At 56.1% G+C, this 18537-nt stretch carries 17 protein-coding genes; 1 reads left to right on the top strand and 16 read right to left on the bottom strand.

The features are described 5' to 3' along the window. Positions 1–45: 45 nt before the first annotated feature. From odhB to sdhC, 6 genes are all read right to left on the bottom strand, one after another. Positions 46–1272, bottom strand: coding sequence for a 2-oxoglutarate dehydrogenase complex dihydrolipoyllysine-residue succinyltransferase (odhB, locus tag ACYAC5_RS05925; RefSeq protein WP_101763215.1), 1227 nt, complete (start codon positions 1270–1272; stop codon positions 46–48). 15 nt (positions 1273–1287) lie between these two features. Then, positions 1288–4095 (bottom strand): 2-oxoglutarate dehydrogenase E1 component, encoded by a 2808-nt coding sequence (gene sucA, locus ACYAC5_RS05920; RefSeq protein WP_110865741.1) that lies wholly within the window; start codon positions 4093–4095, stop codon positions 1288–1290. 207 nt (positions 4096–4302) lie between these two features. Next, positions 4303–5019 carry a succinate dehydrogenase iron-sulfur subunit gene (locus ACYAC5_RS05915; protein WP_007890649.1) on the bottom strand — a complete coding sequence of 239 codons (717 nt, stop codon included), beginning with the start codon at positions 5017–5019 and terminating at the stop codon, positions 4303–4305. 14 nt (positions 5020–5033) lie between these two features. Continuing rightward, complete coding sequence (gene sdhA, locus ACYAC5_RS05910) at positions 5034–6800, bottom strand: succinate dehydrogenase flavoprotein subunit (RefSeq protein ID WP_101763217.1); 1767 nt, start codon at positions 6798–6800, stop codon at positions 5034–5036. Next, on the bottom strand, positions 6801–7148 hold the full coding sequence (gene sdhD / locus ACYAC5_RS05905; RefSeq protein WP_049850912.1) for a succinate dehydrogenase membrane anchor subunit: 348 nt from the start codon (positions 7146–7148) through the stop codon (positions 6801–6803). After that, positions 7142–7573, bottom strand: a complete 432-nt coding sequence (sdhC, locus tag ACYAC5_RS05900; RefSeq protein WP_168197448.1) for a succinate dehydrogenase cytochrome b556 subunit — start codon at positions 7571–7573, stop codon at positions 7142–7144. Before sdhC ends, sdhD begins: the two co-directional genes overlap by 7 nt. A gap of 594 nt (positions 7574–8167) precedes the next feature. Between sdhC and ACYAC5_RS05895 the strand changes: the two genes are divergently transcribed. Continuing rightward, the gene (locus tag ACYAC5_RS05895) at positions 8168–9451 is read left to right on the top strand and encodes a citrate synthase (RefSeq protein ID WP_008107361.1); all 1284 of its coding nucleotides are present in this window, start codon (positions 8168–8170) and stop codon (positions 9449–9451) included. 36 nt (positions 9452–9487) lie between these two features. Here the strand turns inward: ACYAC5_RS05895 and nei are convergent, their stop codons facing one another. The 10 genes from nei to ACYAC5_RS05845 form a co-directional block, all read right to left on the bottom strand. Further along, complete coding sequence (gene nei / locus ACYAC5_RS05890; protein WP_101763219.1) at positions 9488–10276, bottom strand: endonuclease VIII; 789 nt, start codon at positions 10274–10276, stop codon at positions 9488–9490. Positions 10277–10287: 11 nt separating this feature from the next. Beyond that, on the bottom strand, positions 10288–10935 hold the full coding sequence (gene pcp / locus ACYAC5_RS05885; protein ID WP_101763220.1) for a pyroglutamyl-peptidase I: 648 nt from the start codon (positions 10933–10935) through the stop codon (positions 10288–10290). 7 nt (positions 10936–10942) lie between these two features. After that, positions 10943–11959, bottom strand: coding sequence for a DUF979 domain-containing protein (locus tag ACYAC5_RS05880; RefSeq protein WP_101763221.1), 1017 nt, complete (start codon positions 11957–11959; stop codon positions 10943–10945). Beyond that, positions 11959–12687, bottom strand: a complete 729-nt coding sequence (locus tag ACYAC5_RS05875) for a DUF969 domain-containing protein (RefSeq protein ID WP_137385379.1) — start codon at positions 12685–12687, stop codon at positions 11959–11961. Before ACYAC5_RS05875 ends, ACYAC5_RS05880 begins: the two co-directional genes overlap by 1 nt. A gap of 59 nt (positions 12688–12746) precedes the next feature. Next, complete coding sequence (pxpA, locus tag ACYAC5_RS05870) at positions 12747–13484, bottom strand: 5-oxoprolinase subunit PxpA (protein ID WP_277974652.1); 738 nt, start codon at positions 13482–13484, stop codon at positions 12747–12749. Continuing rightward, positions 13474–14406, bottom strand: coding sequence for a 5-oxoprolinase subunit PxpC (gene pxpC / locus ACYAC5_RS05865; protein WP_101763224.1), 933 nt, complete (start codon positions 14404–14406; stop codon positions 13474–13476). The genes pxpA and pxpC overlap by 11 nt, the downstream gene beginning before the upstream one ends. Beyond that, the gene (pxpB, locus tag ACYAC5_RS05860; RefSeq protein ID WP_222233139.1) at positions 14400–15056 is read right to left on the bottom strand and encodes a 5-oxoprolinase subunit PxpB; all 657 of its coding nucleotides are present in this window, start codon (positions 15054–15056) and stop codon (positions 14400–14402) included. The genes pxpC and pxpB overlap by 7 nt, the downstream gene beginning before the upstream one ends. Before the next feature lie 174 nt (positions 15057–15230). Continuing rightward, on the bottom strand, positions 15231–15974 hold the full coding sequence (locus tag ACYAC5_RS05855) for a type 2 GTP cyclohydrolase I (RefSeq protein ID WP_110865734.1): 744 nt from the start codon (positions 15972–15974) through the stop codon (positions 15231–15233). Between the two features lie 18 nt (positions 15975–15992). Further along, on the bottom strand, positions 15993–17420 hold the full coding sequence (gene phrB / locus ACYAC5_RS05850; protein WP_462062574.1) for a deoxyribodipyrimidine photo-lyase: 1428 nt from the start codon (positions 17418–17420) through the stop codon (positions 15993–15995). Positions 17421–17432: 12 nt separating this feature from the next. Then, positions 17433–18389: a YbgA family protein gene (locus ACYAC5_RS05845; RefSeq protein ID WP_101763228.1), complete on the bottom strand. Its 957-nt coding sequence runs from the start codon at positions 18387–18389 to the stop codon at positions 17433–17435. Between the last annotated feature and the right edge of the window lie 148 nt (positions 18390–18537).

The following is an 18537-nucleotide window of genomic DNA, read 5'->3' as shown; positions in this document are numbered from 1 at the left end:
CAGGTATGAGTTTGGGCGCGCCTTCATACCGCGCGCCCGGCGAAATTAGACGTCCAGCAGCAGGCGAGCTGGATCTTCCAGCATCTCTTTCACCGCCACCAGATAGCCAACGGATTCACGACCATCAATCAAACGGTGATCGTAAGAGAGCGCCAGATACATCATTGGCAGAATCACAACCTGACCATTAACCGCCATTGGGCGATCTTTGATGGCGTGCATGCCGAGAATCGCGCTCTGCGGCGGGTTGATGATTGGCGTAGACATCAGCGAACCAAACACACCACCGTTGGTGATGGTGAAGTTACCGCCGGTCAGCTCTTCAACCGTCAACTTGCCGTCACGGCCTTTCACCGCCAGCTCTTTAATTTTCTTCTCAATGTCGGCCATGCTCAGTGCATCAACATCTTTCAGCACCGGCGTAACCAGACCACGCGGGGTAGAAACCGCAATGCTCACATCGAAATAGTTGTGGTAAACCACATCTTCGCCATCAATAGACGCGTTCACTTCCGGGAAGCGTTTCAGCGCTTCCACTACCGCTTTGATGTAGAAGGACATGAAGCCCAGACGCACGCCGTGGCGTTTCTCGAACGCGTCGCCGTACTGCTTGCGCAGATCCATGATTGGCTTCATGTTGATTTCGTTGAACGTGGTCAACATCGCGGTGCTGTTTTTCGCTTCCAGCAGACGCTCGGCAACACGCTTACGCAGACGCGTCATCGGTACGCGTTTTTCGCTGCGGTTAGCCACAGCGGCCTGCGGTGCAGCAGCGGCTGGCGCTGCAGCCGGTGCAGCTTTGCCACCATCAGCTTTCTTCGCCAGATGTTTTTCCACATCTTCACGCGTCAGACGGCCACCAACGCCGGTGCCTTTGATCTGGCTGGCATCGAGGTTGTTTTCAGCAATCAGCCGGCGTACCGCTGGGCTGAGCGCATCGTTGCTCTCTTCTTCCAGCGAAGCGGTCTGGCGCTGTGCCGGTGTAGATTCATTGCTTTCCGCTTTGGCCGCAGTCTCTTTCCCGCCGCTGTTGCCCTCTTTCAGACGGCCCAGAATCTGACGAGAAGTGACGGTAGCGCCTTCCTCTTCCAGCACGGCTTCCAGGATGCCATCCGCTGAAGCAGGCACTTCCAGAACCACTTTGTCAGTTTCAATCTCTACCAGTACTTCATCGCGGCTCACAGAGTCGCCAGGTTTTTTGTGCCAGGTTGCAACCGTTGCGTCCGCTACGGATTCAGGCAAATCGGGAACGAGAATTTCTACGCTACTCATTTTCTTTCCTTTTTATTAACCAAGGTTCAGCGCGTCATTAACCAGGTCTTGCTGCTGTTTTTGATGTACGGACATGTAGCCCACGGCCGGTGAAGCAGAAGCCGGACGGCCTGCATAACGCAGTGACGCACCAAATGGAACCACTTCGCGGAAATGATGCTGACTGCAATACCATGCGCCCTGATTCAGCGGCTCTTCCTGACACCACACGAAATCCTGCACATGAGCATAGTTTTTCAATACGTCCTGCACGACTTTGTGCGGGAACGGATAGAGTTGTTCGATACGCACGATGGCCACGTCGGTCTGCTCGTTTTTACGACGCTGCTCCAGCAGATCGTAATAAACCTTGCCCGAACACAGCACCACGCGTTTTACCTGTTGTGGATCGAGATCGTCGATCTCACCAATCGCTGGCTGGAAGCTGCCTGTGGCCAACTCTTCCAGGCTGGAAATCGCCAGCGGATGACGCAGCAGTGATTTCGGTGACATGACGATCAGCGGACGGCGCATACCGCGCAGCGCCTGACGACGCAGCATGTGGTAAACCTGCGCTGGCGTAGAAGGCACGCACACCTGCATGTTCTGTTCAGCACAGAGTTGCAGATAACGCTCCAGACGCGCTGAGGAGTGCTCAGGACCCTGACCTTCATAACCGTGCGGTAGCAACATGACCAGGCCACACATACGGCCCCATTTCTGTTCGCCGGAGCTGATGAACTGGTCGATCACGACCTGCGCGCCATTGGCGAAATCGCCGAACTGCGCTTCCCAGATGGTCAGCACGCGCGGTTCTGCGGTGGCATAACCGTATTCGAAAGCCAGTACCGCTTCTTCAGACAGCACGGAATCCCACACTTTGAACTGACCCTGGCCGTTATGGACATGGTGCAGCGGCGTGTAGGTTGAGCCGTTGGTCTGGTTGTGGATTACCGCATGACGGTGGAAGAAGGTCCCGCGACCGGTATCTTCACCGGAAAGACGCACCGGAATCCCCTCGTCAACCAGCGTGGCATAGGCGAGGTTTTCTGCACCGCCCCAGTCGAACGCTTTGTTGCCTTCGGCCATCTCTTTGCGATCGTTGTAGATCTTGGCAACGCGAGACTGCACTTCTACCGATTCCGGTACGCTGCTGATGCGGCGCGCCAGTTCCTGCAGGCGTTTCAGTTCCACGGTCGCCGGGTAGCTTTCGTCCCACTCGTGGTTCAGATACGGCGACCAGGTGAATGAGTGCAGGCTCATCGGACGCCACTCTGGCACCACGCATTCGCCTTCATCCAGCGCGTCGCGATAGAGATTGACCATCTCAGTGGCATCTTCGCTGGTCGCTACGCCTTCGCTTTCCAGCTGATCGGCATAGAGTTTACGCGGCGTCGGATGCTTTTTGATTTTCTGGTACATCAACGGCTGCGTTGCACTTGGCTCGTCGGCTTCGTTGTGGCCGTGACGGCGATAGCATACCAGGTCGATGAAGACATCACGTTTAAAGGTGTTGCGATAATCCAGCGCCAGGCGAGTCACAAAGGCGACTGCTTCTGGATCGTCCGCGTTAACGTGGAAAATCGGTGCCAGCACCATCTTGCCGATATCCGTACAGTACGGCGTAGAGCGCGCATCTTTCGGGTTGGAGGTGGTGAAACCAACCTGGTTGTTGATCACGATGCGAACGGTACCGCCCACTTCGTAGCCACGCGCCTGCGACATGTTCAGGGTTTCCTGCACCACGCCCTGACCAATAACAGCGGCATCACCGTGAATGGTGATAGGCAGAACTTTGTTGCTGCTTGGCTCAGCCAGACGATCCAGACGCGCACGCACCGAACCCATCACTACCGGGCTTACGATTTCCAGATGCGACGGGTTGAACGCCAGCGCCAGGTGCACTAAGCCGCCTTCGGTTTCCACGTCAGACGAGAAGCCCATGTGGTACTTCACGTCGCCGGTGCCGAGGTGTTCTTTGTGCTTGCCGGAGAATTCGTCGAACAGATCCTGCGGCTTCTTACCTAATACGTTGATCAGTACGTTGAGACGACCGCGGTGCGCCATACCCAGCACCACTTCGCGCGTACCGCTCTTGCCCGCGTGACGAATCATCTCGCGCAGCATGGGCACCAGTGCATCGCCGCCTTCCAGCGAGAAGCGCTTCGCACCCGGGAATTTTGCACCCAGATATTTTTCCAGGCCTTCTGCCGCGGTCAGCTCTTTCAGGAAACCTTTTTTCTCGTCACTGCTGAAAGACGCGTGGCCCACCACCGATTCCAGACGCTGCTGAATCCAGCGCTTCTCGTCGGTGTTGTTGATGTGCATGTACTCAGCACCAATCGAGCCACAGTAAGTCTGCTGCAGCGCCGCAAACAGATCGGCCAGCTTCATGGTCTCTTTGCCGATAGCAAAAGAGCCTACGTTAAAGCTTTCCTGAAAATCGGCGTCGGTCAGATCGTGATAAGCCGGATCGAGGTCGGCTACCGTGTCCTGTTTCCACAGGCCAAGCGGATCGAGGTTGGCATGCTGATGGCCGCGGAAGCGGAACGCATTAATCAGCTGCAGCACTTTTACCTGTTTGGAGTTGGTTGCCGGATCGGTCACGGTTGATGTGTAACGCGTGGCGTCTTTAGCCAGGCGGCGGAAGTAGTCACGCGTGGTGGAGTGAAATTGCTCAGGTTTCACGCCAGTGCCCGGCAGCTGTTGGAACAGCTCGCGCCACATGTCATCAACTGAGTCAGGATCGGTCAGGAAATCCTCATAGAGCTGCTCTATGTAAGATTGGTTCGCGCCGGCCAGCCAGGAGGAGTCCAGCCAGGGTTTCATCGCGCTGTTCTGCATTGTGATCCCTTAAGCATTAATCTGCTTTTTATGAGGTTTCATTTTTTACCGCTTACGCGGCTTGCCGTAGTGAGTTCAGCGATACGAACCTGTGCGCTACCGGCGCCTGGCTCGTAAGGGAACCTTTATAAGCGTGGTCAGCACCGCGCTTATAGAGGCTTCCGTAAACATCCGGGAACCCAGGTTCCCGGAGAGTGACTTTTTCTGTTAGGCCCCGCGTTGCAGCAGCATCGACTTAATATGGCCGATGGCGCGCGTTGGGTTTAGGCCTTTCGGGCACACGCTCACACAGTTCATGATGCTGTGACAGCGGAAAACACTGAAAGCATCGTTGAGATTGTCGAGACGCGCATTGGTTTCCGTGTCGCGGCTGTCGATCAGGAAACGGTAAGCGGCCAGCAGGCCAGCCGGACCGACAAACTTGTCCGGATTCCACCAGAACGACGGGCACGACGTTGAGCAACAGGCGCAGAGAATACACTCATACAAACCGTCCAGATGCTCACGCTCGGCTGGGCTCTGTAAATGCTCGCGCGCCGGTGGATTTTCCCCATTATTCAACAGGAAAGGCTTAATCTTCTCATACTGTGCATAGAATTGTCCCATGTCTACCACGAGGTCGCGGATCACCGGCAAACCTGGCAGTGGACGGATAACAATTTTCTTCGAACCGTTGCCCAGCGCAGAGATCGGCGTGATACACGCCAGACCATTTTTACCGTTCATGTTCAGACCATCTGAACCGCACACGCCTTCACGGCAAGAGCGACGAAAAGCCAGCGTAGGGTCTTTCTCTTTCAAACGGATCAGCGCATCCAACAGCATCATGTCGCGACCATCTTCCGACTCCAGGGTGTACTCCTGCATGCGCGGCTTGGCATCGACTTCCGGGTTGTAACGATAGATTGAAAATTCGAGTCTCATGATGATCTCCGCAATTAGTAGGTACGCGCTTTCGGCGGGAAGGCCGCACGCAGTTTCGGTTGCATGTTCACCTCACGGCGCGTCATGCTTTCCGTCTGCGGAACATAGAGACTGTGGCACAGCCAGTTTTCATCATCGCGGTCCGGGAAGTCGAAGCGGCTATGTGCGCCACGGCTTTCGGTACGGAAGTTGGCGGCAACAGCGGTGGCGTAAGCGGTTTCCATCAGGTTATCCAGCTCAAGGCACTCGATACGCTGGGTGTTGAAGTCTGGCGAACGGTCATCAAGACGCGCTGATTTCAGACGCTCACGAATCACTTTCAGCTCTTCCAGACCTTCACGCATCGCATCGCCATCGCGGAACACCGAGAAGTTGTTCTGCATGCAGCGCTGCAGCGCTTTACGGATTTCGACAGGATCTTCACCGGTGGTGTTATTTTCCCAGCGGTTGAAGCGCGCCATCGCTGCATCGATATTTTCCGGCGTGGCTTCACGCAGTTCGCCCTGCTCTTCAATACACTCCAGCAGATGCACACCAGCTGCGCGACCGAACACCACCAGATCGAGCAGCGAGTTGCCGCCGAGGCGGTTAGCGCCATGAACCGATACGCAGGCGATTTCACCGACGGCGAACAGACCCGGAATCACCTCATCCTGGCCCTGCTCATTCACACGCAGCGCCTGGCCGGTCACTTTGGTCGGCACGCCGCCCATCATGTAGTGGCAGGTCGGGATCACCGGAATCGGTTCTTTAATTGGGTCGACGTGGGCAAAGGTACGCGACAGCTCAAGGATGCCCGGCAGACGCGACTCCAGCACTTCGGCACCGAGATGGTCGAGTTTCAGTTTAATGTGCGGACCCCAGGGGCCATCGCAACCGCGACCTTCACGGATTTCCACCATCATCGAACGCGCAACCACATCACGACCCGCCAGATCTTTGGCGTTCGGCGCATAACGTTCCATGAAGCGTTCACCGTGCTTATTCAGCAGGTAACCACCTTCACCACGGCAACCTTCAGTAACCAGCACGCCCGCACCGGCAATACCGGTTGGGTGGAACTGCCACATTTCCATATCCTGCACCGGCACGCCGGCGCGCAGCGCCATGCCAACGCCATCACCGGTGTTGATGTGGGCATTAGTGGTGGACTGGTAAATACGGCCCGCGCCGCCGGTCGCCAGAATAGTTGCCTTGGCTTTGAAATAGACGGTTTCGCCGGTTTCCATGCAGATAGCCGTACAGCCGACAATCGCGCCGTCTTCGTTTTTCACCAGATCCAGCGCATACCATTCGGAGAAGATGGTGGTTTTGTTTTTCAGGTTCTGCTGATACAGCGTATGCAGCAAGGCGTGGCCGGTACGGTCGGCCGCAGCTGCGGTACGCGCCGCCTGCTCACCGCCGAAATTCTTCGACTGACCACCAAACGGACGCTGATAGACGCGGCCATCATCCAGACGGGAGAACGGCAATCCCATGTGTTCCAGTTCCAGAATCGCTTCCGGACCGACATGACACATATATTCGATCGCGTCCTGGTCGCCGATAAAGTCGGAACCTTTGACGGTGTCGTACATGTGCCATTCCCAGTTATCGTCATGGGTGTTACCCAGCGCAACGGTAATACCGCCCTGCGCCGATACGGTATGGGAACGGGTTGGGAATACTTTGGATAACAGGGCACAAGTCTGGCCCGATTGGGAGATTTGCAGAGCGGCGCGCATTCCTGCGCCACCCGCGCCGATCACCACGGCATCAAATTCTCTGACTGGCAAACTCATTTACACACCCCACACAACAACGGTTCCATAAATCGCATATGACAACAGCGCAACCACAATCACAAACTGCAGCAACAAACGGGTTGCAACAGGTTTCACGTAGTCAGTCAGCACCTGCCACATTCCAATCCAGCCGTGGATCAGAATCGAGAACAGCGTCAACATGGTGAACACTTTCGTGAAGGCGGACGAGAAGAAGCCATGCCAGACGTCATACGTCAGCGTGCCTGTCATCACGACAAAACCGAGGATGTAGAGAATATAGAGCGTAATTAAGATTGCAGCAGCACGCAGTAACAGCCAGTCATGGATACCGTTGCGTCCTAATGCAGAAGCATTGCTTACCATACGAGGACTCCAGCCAAAATTGAGAGCACGACAGTGATAACAAAAGCCGCTTGCGCGGAACGGGTTCCCACCTGCAGGGTTTCTGCTGTTACACCAAAATCAGCCAACATATGGCGAATACCGCTCACAGCGTGATACGCCAGCGCAGTTAAAATGCCCCACATGATGAATTTGGCGAAGAAGCTATCCATGATGGATGCCGCTTGCTGGAAACCTTCTGGAGAGGAGAGAGAGAGACCCAGTAACCAGAGCAGAATTCCGAGAGCGACAAAGGTGATCACGCCGGAGACGCGGTGGAGAATGGACGATATTGCAGTAACGGGAAACCGGATCGTCGAGAGATCCAAGTTAACAGGTCTTTGTTTTTTCACGGTTTTGCCCACACAGCTCTTTTTTATTTTGCTTCCTCCGGTCCTGAGTTGCATCAGAGACACAGCGTGTGTTCAGACTGCAACCGCCACCAAAATAGCAACATCCAGTGTTAAATAAAGCGGGTAAAACGCTGGGTGGCTCCTGGTGTCAGGGTGTTCCGGAGACCTGGCCGCAGTATAGGAGGATCACATTCTGATTACAATTCCCCTACAATCTCTTTGGTCACATTTAGGCTGAACAGTGATCACCTTCACGATTTTCACAATTTATACATTTTTAATTATCTGATTTGACAAAGAATCAACATTTCAGTTACAAACAATCGCATTAAAGTCCTATGATGCACAAAAGTTATGGGGATACACTTTCCCCTAAGCTCAAGTTATGTAACATTGCCAATACAAGTAACACAAAGCATCAGGTTATTGGTTACCAAGAAGTTATGTCGTGACAGGAACTTTAACATCCTCGATGTGCAGCATGTCATGCCCCGACGCCACCGAATGGCCCAGTTCAGCATTTACTCTGTAACCCTGCACGACCAACGTTACCGCAGAGTGATGCTGTGAAGATTGTGGTTTTACGTAACAACATGGCTATTCTGGTGTCTAAGATCCTTACCTTAAAGGCGCTATGGAGACGAAATAATGACAGATAAAAAAGTGACGCTAACCCTACAAGATAATACTTCTGTTGAACTGGACGTGATGCAAGGCACGCTGGGACAAGATGTAGTTGATGTCCGCGCCCTTGGCTCACAAGGCCTGTTCACCTTCGATCCCGGCTTCACCTCTACGGCGTCCTGCGAATCTAAAATCACCTTTATTGATGGTGACGAAGGTATTCTGTTACACCGCGGTTTCCCGATTGATCAGCTGGCAACCCACTCTAACTATCTTGAAGTGTGTTACATCCTGTTAAATGGCGAAGCCCCGACCCAAGCCCAGTTTGAAGAGTTCCGCACCACCGTTACCCGCCACACCATGATTCACGAGCAAATCACCCGACTGTTCCACGGCTTCCGCCGCGATTCGCATCCAATGGCAGTAATGTGTGGTGTGACCGGTGCGCTGGCAGCGTTTTATCACGACTCTTTAGACGTCAACATTGAGCGTCACCGTGAAATCGCTGCGTTCCGCCTGCTGTCGAAAATGCCGACCATGGCAGCGATGTGCTACAAGTACTCGATTGGCCAGCCGTTTGTCTATCCGCGCAACGACCTCTCTTATGCCGGTAACTTCCTGCACATGATGTTCGCCACGCCGTGCGAAGAGTACAAAGTGAATCCAGTGCTGGAACGCGCGATGGACCGTATTCTGATTCTGCACGCCGACCATGAGCAGAACGCTTCTACCTCTACCGTGCGTACCGCAGGCTCTTCAGGCGCGAACCCGTTTGCCTGTATCGCCGCCGGTATCGCTTCTCTGTGGGGACCAGCACACGGCGGTGCCAACGAAGCGACACTGCGCATGCTGGAAGAGATCAGCACCGTTGATCACATCCCTGAGTTTGTTAAACGAGCGAAAGATAAGAACGATTCGTTCCGTCTGATGGGCTTCGGCCACCGCGTGTACAAAAACTACGATCCACGTGCCACCGTGATGCGCGATACCTGTCACGAAGTGCTGAACGAACTGGGCATGAAAGATGATCTGCTGGAAGTGGCGATGGAGCTGGAACACATCGCGCTGAACGACCCGTACTTCATCGAGCGTAAACTCTATCCAAACGTCGATTTCTATTCAGGCATCATCCTGAAAGCAATGGGCATTCCGTCTTCCATGTTTACCGTTATCTTCGCCATGGCGCGCACCGTGGGCTGGATTGCACACTGGAAAGAGATGCACGACGAAGGCATGAAAATCGCCCGTCCGCGTCAGCTGTATACCGGTTACACCGAGCGTCCATTCACCTCGGCGCTGGATAAATAAGAGAAAGGCGGCCATCTGGCCGCCTTTTTTATAGCGCTACAACTGGCATCCCGGGCACCAGTAAAACGGCCGCGATGACAGCACGCCCTTCTCAATCACCGCGCCGCACCGCCGACACTTTTTACCCTGCCGATGAAATACCTCGAAGCGAAACGCTGCTTCTTCATGATACTTCTTCATGCTGCCACGCATCTCGTATGACAAACGCGGCACCGCCAGCATCGCCTCACTTAACGCCGTCAGCTGCTGTTCGCTGAGGTCCTGCGCCCGATGCGACGCCAGCAATCCGGCATGCCACAAAATCTCCACGCGCAGATAATTGCCGAGGCCGGCTAAAAAGGCCTGATCAAGCAGCAAGCCGCTGAACTGGCGACGACGAAAACGCGGCGACAGCAAACGCTCGCGCACCTCTTCCACCGTTAAGCTGGCATCCAGCACATCCGGGCCCACGCGCTGCAAAAACGGATGCGCAGCTAAGGTATCAGCGTTGAGCAGCTCAATATCCGAGGCGCTATACAGCAAAATGGTTTTATCCGCCGTTGCGAGCCGAACGCGCAGCTGACGTGTGGTATTCGGTTGCGTACCGGTTGGCACCACGCGCCACACGCCGTACAGCTGATTGTGGCTGTAGAGCGTCAAACCATTGGAGAAGTGGGTGAGCAGCGCTTTACCGCGCGTTTCGAAGGCGTTGATGGTGGCATCCATCAGCGCAGGTTCGTAGGTTTTCAGCTGTGGAAAGGCAAACCACACATCGGTAAGGGGTTTGCCGACCATTGCCTCTGCCAGCTGATCCGCCGCGCGGCGGATCTCCGGTCCCTCAGGCATAACAACTCCTTTTAATGCGTAGCGCCACCGACGACGCGGATATCATTTTCGGTACTCAGGATCACCTGCAGCGAGGTTTCCAGCGCCTGAATCACGCTTGCAGTCGCCATGCTGGCCACGCCGGGATGGTGCACCGCTTGTTCCGGCATATACGGGATATGAACAAAACCGCCGCGCGCCTTGCTGTTGGTGGTGTGGATCCAGTGCAGCAGGCTGTACATCACGTGGTTACAGGTGAAGGTGCCGGCGGTTTGCGATACCGAGGCCGGCACACCCACTTCACGCAGCGCGGCAACCATCGCTTTGATCGGCAGCGTGGAGAAATAAGCCGCCGGGCCATCCGCCTCGATGGGCTGATCGATCGGTTGCTGCTGGTTGTTATCCGGTATGCGCGCGTCATCCACGTTGATCGCAACGCGTTCAACGGTAATATCGGCGCGGCCGCCGGCTTGCCCGACGCACAACACGCGGTCGGGTTGAATCTCCTCCAGCGCGCGCGTCAGCACTTCACCGCAAGTGGCAAATACCACCGGCAGCTGGCGTACCACAATGCGTGCACCGGCGATCTCTTTGCCGTCGAAGGTGCGCACCGCTTCCCACGAAGGGTTGATGTTTTCGCCACCAAAAGGCTCAAACGCCGTCATTAACACCGTTTTCATTGCAACCTCACAAGAACATCAGGAAGTAGAGCAGGAAAATATTCACTACCAACAGTAGCACACCGGTTGGCACCTGAGCCTTGATCACCGCGTTGCGGTCCGGCAGCTCCAGCAGGCGCGCCGGCACGATGTTGAAGTTGGCCGCCATTGGCGTCATCAACGTGCCGCAATAGCCGGAGAACATCCCAATCGCCGCCATTACCGCTGGATTGCCGCCGTGCTGCAGTACCAGAATCGGAATACCAATGCCGGCGGTGACAATCGGGAAGGCAGCAAACGCATTGCCCATCACCATGGTCAGCAATGCCATGCCACCCGCATACACCGCGACGGCAATCAGGCGATTATCTACCGCCAGATACTGTTCGGTGAGATGCGAAATTGCCGTGCCGACACCGGCGCTGGTGAACAGCAGGCCAAGCGTGGCCAGAATCTGCGGCAGAATAAACGCCCAACCGACCGCATCCAGCAGGCGACGGGTTTCCTGCATCGACTGCAGCGGCTTTTCATGGGTGATTTTCAACGCAATCAGCCAGCCCAGCAGGCAGCCAATCATCATGGAGAACAGCGTCACCAGCGTGGCGTGATTGCCGGGACCAAACACCGTATCCTGCAAACCGGGAATATGGTTAAACGCCAGCACGCCAATCACCGTCACCAGTGGAATCGCCAGCGCTGGCAGGAACAGTTTGTTGTGCAGACGTTTAGCACTTTCCTGTTTCTGCTCATCGCTGCGCTGATGATAACGCCCCAGACGCACGCCGCCGAAACCGGCAATCAACGCCATCAACACCACGGCAACACCCACGCCGATATGCAACCCGCGGCGGCCCAGTTCCGCATCGCCCGCCCATTGTCCCATTAGCTGATAAGCACCGTCGCCAATCAGGAAAATCAGGCCATACAGTGCCCAGAACAGACCGGTGGTAAAACGGCGCGGGTTAGCGCTGTCACGCCATGAAAGCACGGCAACCACCAGCAGGATCACCCCTGCCAGCCACATCAAATATTGTTGCTGGAACATTACTTCGCTCCTTTGGCGTTCAGCGCCTGCTGGTTTAACGCGCCCAATTCACGCGACAGCTGGCGATCGAGACGCACCAGACGAGCTGAATGAATGAGGAAAGCACAGAGCGCGGTAGGAATGCCCCACAGCGCGATATGCAGCGGTTCGGTGCTGATACCGGCAGATTCCTGCATAAAATTATGCATGAAGATAATCGCGCCAAAGGCAACGAAGATATCCTCGCCAAAGAACAGGCCAACGTTATCGGTCGCCGCAGACATGGCGCGCAGACGATGGCGCACCTCTGGCGGGACATCACCGTAGCGGTTTTCTGTGGCACCTTCGGCCATCGGCGCCAGCAGCGGACGCACCATCTGCGGATGCCCGCCCAGGCTGGTTAAGCCCAGCGCGGCGGTGGCTTCACGCACAAACAGGTAGACGATCAGCAAGCGGCCGGCGGTGGCGGTTTTGATCTGCGCAATCCAGCTTTGCGCCCGCTCTTTCAGGCCATGACGCTCCAGCAAACCGATAACAGCCAGCGGCAGCAGCAGAATCAGCGGCAGATTACGCGTATTGAGGAAGCCAGAGCCGAGCTTTTCCAGAATGTCTGCCAGCGGCAGATGCGCTGCCAGCCCGGTGACGAAGCCCGCCACAATCACCACCAGCACCGGGTTAAAGCGCAGCACAAAACCCAGAATGATGGCGGCAATGCCCAGCAGCGGCCAGAGGTTTACCACGTTATCCATGTTGTTCCCTTATGTGAAAAGACAAAGCCCGGCGTGATGCCGGGCAATGAGTAAAAACGTTATGCGCTGGTGACCGCAATCTGACTGGTCGCAAATGCCGCGCGCAGCGTGCGGGCGAACTGCAGCGCATGTGCGCCATCACCGTGTAAACAGACGGTTTCGGCGTTAACCTTGACCCATTCTCCGCTGATGCTCTGCACCTGACGCTGCTGCACCATCGCCAGCGTTTGCGCCAGCGCCTGTTCGGCATCTTCAATCATCGCTTGCGGCTGGCTGCGTGGCACTAACGTCCCGCTCGCCAGATAGCCGCGATCGGCAAACACCTCTTCGCGGGTGCGCAGACCATGATGCGCCGCCGCCGCAATCGACGCGCTGCCCGCCAATCCGACCAGAATCAATCCGCTATCCACGGCTTTTACCGCGCGCGCGATGGCATCCGCCAGTTGCGGATCGCCCGCCGCCTGGTTGTACAGCATGCCGTGCGGCTTGACGTGTACCAGCCGTTCGCCTTCGCTCTCGGCAATGCTCTTCAGCGCACCAATCTGGTAGATCATCTGCGCATACACCGTTTCCGGCGGCAGCTGCATGGCGGTACGGCCAAAGTTTTCCCGATCGGGGAAACTTGGATGCGCGCCAATCGCCACGCCAGACGCTTTCGCCCAGCGCACCGATTGCAGCATGGTTTGCGCATCACCAGCGTGGAAGCCGCAGGCGATATTGGCTGAACTCACCAGCGTCAGCAGCTCCCGATCGCTGGCGCTGCCTTCGCCGAGATCGGCGTTAAGATCAATCTTCATGGGCCAATCCCCAGGCTATTTGGTCGAAGGAACGCTGTTGATGCTGTTTGGCGTGAATCGCGTCTTCCAGCGTGCAGTGGATAAAGTGAATCGGTTCGCCGAGACGAATTTGCGCCAGATGATAAAGATCGGCTTCGATGATGCAGGCAATGCGCGGATAGCCGCCGGTGGTTTGTGCATCCGCCATCAACACAATTGGCTGGCCATTGGGCGGCACCTGTACCACGCCGGGCACTAAACCGTGCGACAGCAAATCGCGCGTCGCATCGCGATGCAGTTGACGTCCCTGCAGGCGATAACCCATGCGGTTACTTTGCGGACTGAGCTTCCACGGGCTGCGCCAGAAACCCTGCTGCGCCTCACGCGAGAACTCGTTATATTCCGGGCCCGCTAAGGCGCGGATGCGGTTGCCCCACAGCAGTTGACGCACGCCGGCTTTATCTTTGAAGTCGCGCGTCGGTTTACCCAACGGCAGCTCGTCGCCATCCTGCAATTTACGTCCCTGCCAGCCGCCAAACGCTGCCTTGAGATCGGTACTGACCGAACCGAGCATGTCCGGCACGGCAAAACCACCGTTGACCGCCAGATAACTGCGCATGCCGCGCGTTGGCGTTGCCAGCGTCAGCACCTGCCCTTTTTTCACCGGCAGACGCCAGCCGGTCCAGACCGGTTTGCCATCCAGATCGGCATTGCAGCCCGCGCCCGTCAATGCAAACCAGCCATCGCGCGTAAACTGCGTTTTAAATTGTCCCAGCACGATTTCCAGCACCGCGCTCTGCTCGGGGTTGCCCACCAGCATATTGGCGGTGCGCATTGCCGGTTGATCGAGCGCGCCGCCCACGCTGATGCCATATTGGCGGAAGCCGGTGCGGCCGTGGTCTTGCAGCGAGGTCATCATGCCCGCGCGGAGAATTTTCAACATACGCCCTCCTGCTGCGGCACAAAACGCACGCTATCGCCGGGGCGTAACAGTGTCGGTGGATGCTGAAGCGGGTCGAACAGGCTGAGCGGCGTATGACCAATCAGTTGCCAGCCGCCGGGCGCGGCTAATGGATAGATGCCGGTTTGGCTGCCGCCGATGCCCACCGAGCCGCTCGGCACCAGCACGCGCGGTTCAGCGCGGCGCGGCGTGTGTAAACGCTCATCCAGGCCGCCGAGATAAGGGAAACCAGGCTGGAAGCCGATGAAATAGACCACGTAATCGATGCTGCTGTGCAGTTCTACCGCTTGCCTGGGCGTCATGTTGGCGCGCTCCGCCACCTCCTGCAGATCCGGCCCGCCTGCGCCGCCGTACACAACTGGAATCTCGACGCGGCGCGATTCCGGCAGCTGCGCTTCGCTCTCTTCCCACCAACGCTGCAAACGCTCAATCGCGTCCAATGCATTGCGTTGCGGATCGCGCAGCAGCAACGTCAGGTTGTTCATGCCAGGAATCACTTCCTCAACCTGCTCGTTTTTCTGCAGTCGCTGACACAATCCCCAGATGCGCTGCTGGCTGGTCAACGAAACCGGTGGCTCCAGTTCCAGCACCACCGCGCGCTCACCTAGCAGATAACAACGTGCTCGTTGCAAAAACAACCTCCTGGTAAAAGTCTTACATGTCGCAGAACGAATGTTGCAGGATCGCCATTCATAGCGAACGAACTTCTCGTTTATGCGTAAAGGCCATAAGTTATGCGAAAGTGACAGAGATGTGTCAACAGATTTGCGCCCTTAACGCAGGTTAAGGGCGTGAGAGGGGAGAAATCAGGCCGGATTGTCGATGTCGATAAAGGTCACATCAAGGCCATGATGGGCAGCTAACCATTCGCCCAGCGCCTTGATGCCGCCGCGTTCGGTCGCGTGATGTCCGGCGGCAAAGAAGTGCAAACCTTGTTCGCGCGCGCTGTGGATGGTTTGCTCGGAGACTTCGCCGGTGATAAAGGCATCGACGCCAAAGGCTGCCGCGCTATCGATAAAGCCCTGACCGCCGCCGCTGCACCAGGCAACGCGCTTGATCAATGCCGGCGCGTTATCGCCACAGTGCAGCGGTGTGCGACCTAAACGTTGGGCAATTTTTTCCGCCAGCGCCGCGCCACTCAGTGGTTGTGCCAGCTCGCCCCACGGCACCAGTGGCTGAATCTCGCCTTTCACTGCAATATCAAACAGACGCGCCAGCTGCGCGTTATTACCCAACTCGGGATGCGCATCCAGCGGCAGATGCCAGCCATACAAATTGATATCATTGGCCAGCAGCGTGCGCAAACGCTGGCGCTTCATGCCTTTAATCACCGGCGCTTCGCTTTTCCAAAAGTAACCGTGATGCACCAGCACCGCATCGGCGTTGCGCTTCACCGCCTCGTCCAGCAGCGCCTGACACGCGGTTACGCCAGTGATGATGGTTTTCACCTCGGCGCGCCCTTCCACCTGCAAACCGTTCGGCGCGTAATCGCTGAAGGCGCTGTTATTCAGCTGCTGGTTAACGATCTGTTCTAACTCGACATTATTCATTACGGCTCCCTGACCGCCTCAAGCCGCGCTGCGAGCGCGCTCAAAGGCGTCTAGTGTCTTTTTACGTGCGTCCTTATGTTCCACGATTGGCGCGGGATAATCGAGTTTCTTGTTATTTTTCTGCGCCCACACTTGCGGCTGATGGATATCGCTGTCGGGCACGTCGCTGAGTTCCGGCAGCCACTGACGAATAAACTCGCCCTGTTTATCGAAGCGCTCGCCCTGCGTGGTGGGATTGAAGATACGAAAATAGGGCGCGGCATCGGTGCCAGTTGACGCGGCCCACTGCCAGCCGCCATTGTTGGCGGCCAGATCGCCATCGATCAGCTGCTGCATGAAATAACGCTCACCTTCACGCCAGTCGATCAGCAGATCCTTCACCAGGAAACTGGCGGTAATCATGCGCAAGCGATTATGCATCCAGCCGAACGTGTTGAGCTGGCGCATCGCCGCATCAACAATCGGATAGCCGGTTTTGCCCTGTTGCCAGGCTTTGAGATGCCCGTCGTTTTGCTGCCAATCCACGTTGCGCGTCCAGTCGACAAACGGCTGATGTTTGCACAGCGCCGGAAACGCCACCATCAGATGACGATAGAATTCGCGCCAGATCAGTTCGTTCAGCCAGGTAAAGGCCTTGCCCTCGTTGAGAGCATCGGGATGCTCTTTGAGCACGCGATGAAGACATTGGCGCGGCGACAGCACGCCAGTGGTTAGATAAACCGATAAGCGGCTGGTGCCGTCAATGGCCGGTAAATCACGCTGATCCGGATAATGCTGCACCGCCTGTTTAGCGAAGTGGCGCAGCTGTTTTAACGCCGCCTCTTCTCCCGCCGGGAACAGGCTTTCATCAAAGGCTTCACAAGGATAATCAAAAGCGGGAATCTTCTTTTCGATACTGATGGGCGCACCATCACGCGCTTTCGGTGCCTGATGGCACTCCGGTAAGCCCTGATGTAAACGACGAACAAAGGCTTTGCTGAACGGCGTGAACACTTTGAACATGGTGTTGCTGCCGGTTTGCACGCTGCCCGGCGGCAACAGCAAGCTGTCATCGAATCCCTGACATATTACGCCCTGCGCATCCAGACGTTTCTCCGCCTGCGCATCGCGTTCACGCTCGTTGATTTCATACTGGTAATTGTAGAACAGCGCATCAACCCGCTGCTGCTGGCAAAATTTCGCCAGATATTCAATCGAAGCGGCAAAGTCATCACACTGATGGAAATGCAGAGGAATGCCGCGTTCAGCCAGTGACTTCTGCAACAAGCTGAGATTTTGCTGGATGAACGCCGCCTGCTTTGGCGCCATATGGTGTTGCTGCCACTGCTGTGGTGTAGCGATAAACAGCGCAATCACTTTGGCCTGGCTATCGCGGCAGGCAGCGGCCAGCGCCATGTTGTCATTGATGCGCAGATCGTTGCGCAGCCAAACTAAATGGGTGGTCATAAAGCCCCGAAATTATTGGCCGTAGCGCAAACGCAGCGCTTCCGGATAAGGATCAAAATAGCGCTGCTGTGCCAGCCACGGATGCGGGTATTCCGCCATGTAATGTTTCAGCATGGTGATCGGAGCTAACAGCGGCTGTACGCCCTGACGATAACGATCAATCAGTTGCGCCAGCTCCTGACGCTGCGGCGAACTCAACTGCGGACGGAAGTAGCCTTGTACATGCATCAGCACGTTAGTGTGATTGCGTCGTGATGCCTGATGTGACATCAGGTGCATCAGACGACTGCGGTACTCAAAGGCGTAATCCTCCAGCGAATCCCACTGGTCCATCGCCGCGACAAAGCGGCCCATCTCGCGGTATTCGTCCTGCGCATGAGATAGCAGCAGCAATTTGTAGCGACTATGGAAGGCCATCAGCTTGTGGCGCGATAATCCGCTGCGCCACATTTCGTTGAATTCGTGCAGCGCATAGACGCGGCCGATAAAGTTTTCGCGGATAGCGTCATCATGCAGACGACCATCCTCTTCCAGCGGCAGCCACGGCATCTCTTTCTGTAAAAATGCGGTAAACATGCCGGTGCCCGCTTTACGATTGTTGTTGGTTTCAGGCTCGTAAACGCGGACACGTTCCAGCCCACAGCTAGGGGATTTGGCACAGAGGATGTAGCCGCACAGATGATGTAGCGACTTCACGCGCTCGGCGGACCAGCGCTGCATCTTTTCCGTCACCTCTTCGCCGCCATCTTTGCTGAAACAGAGATGGATGTTTTCATCGCTCTCTTTTACCAGGCGCAAAGCCGGACGCGGCGTCGGTAGGCCAATCGCCATTTCGGGACATACAGGTTCAAAGCGCACAAATGGCACGAGTTCGTCCGTGGCGAAAGCAAAACGTTTATGGCCACCATCAAATCGGACGTTATCCCCGAGCAGGCAGGCGCTGATACCAACAGGAATTTTCTCGCTCATACTTGTACAACCTCATAAATCTTGTAGAGGTTTTAAGTGTAGCTGAAATGCGCGGAGATAACAGCGGGAACGCGCGGTGGGCGTGAAAATTATCGATAAAAAAACCCGGCGCTTCACGTGAAGTCGCCGGGTTAATACTGCGCTAGAA

Source organism: Pantoea sp. y20, from assembly GCF_054903455.1.
This window is presented reverse-complemented; position numbering and strand designations above follow the sequence as displayed.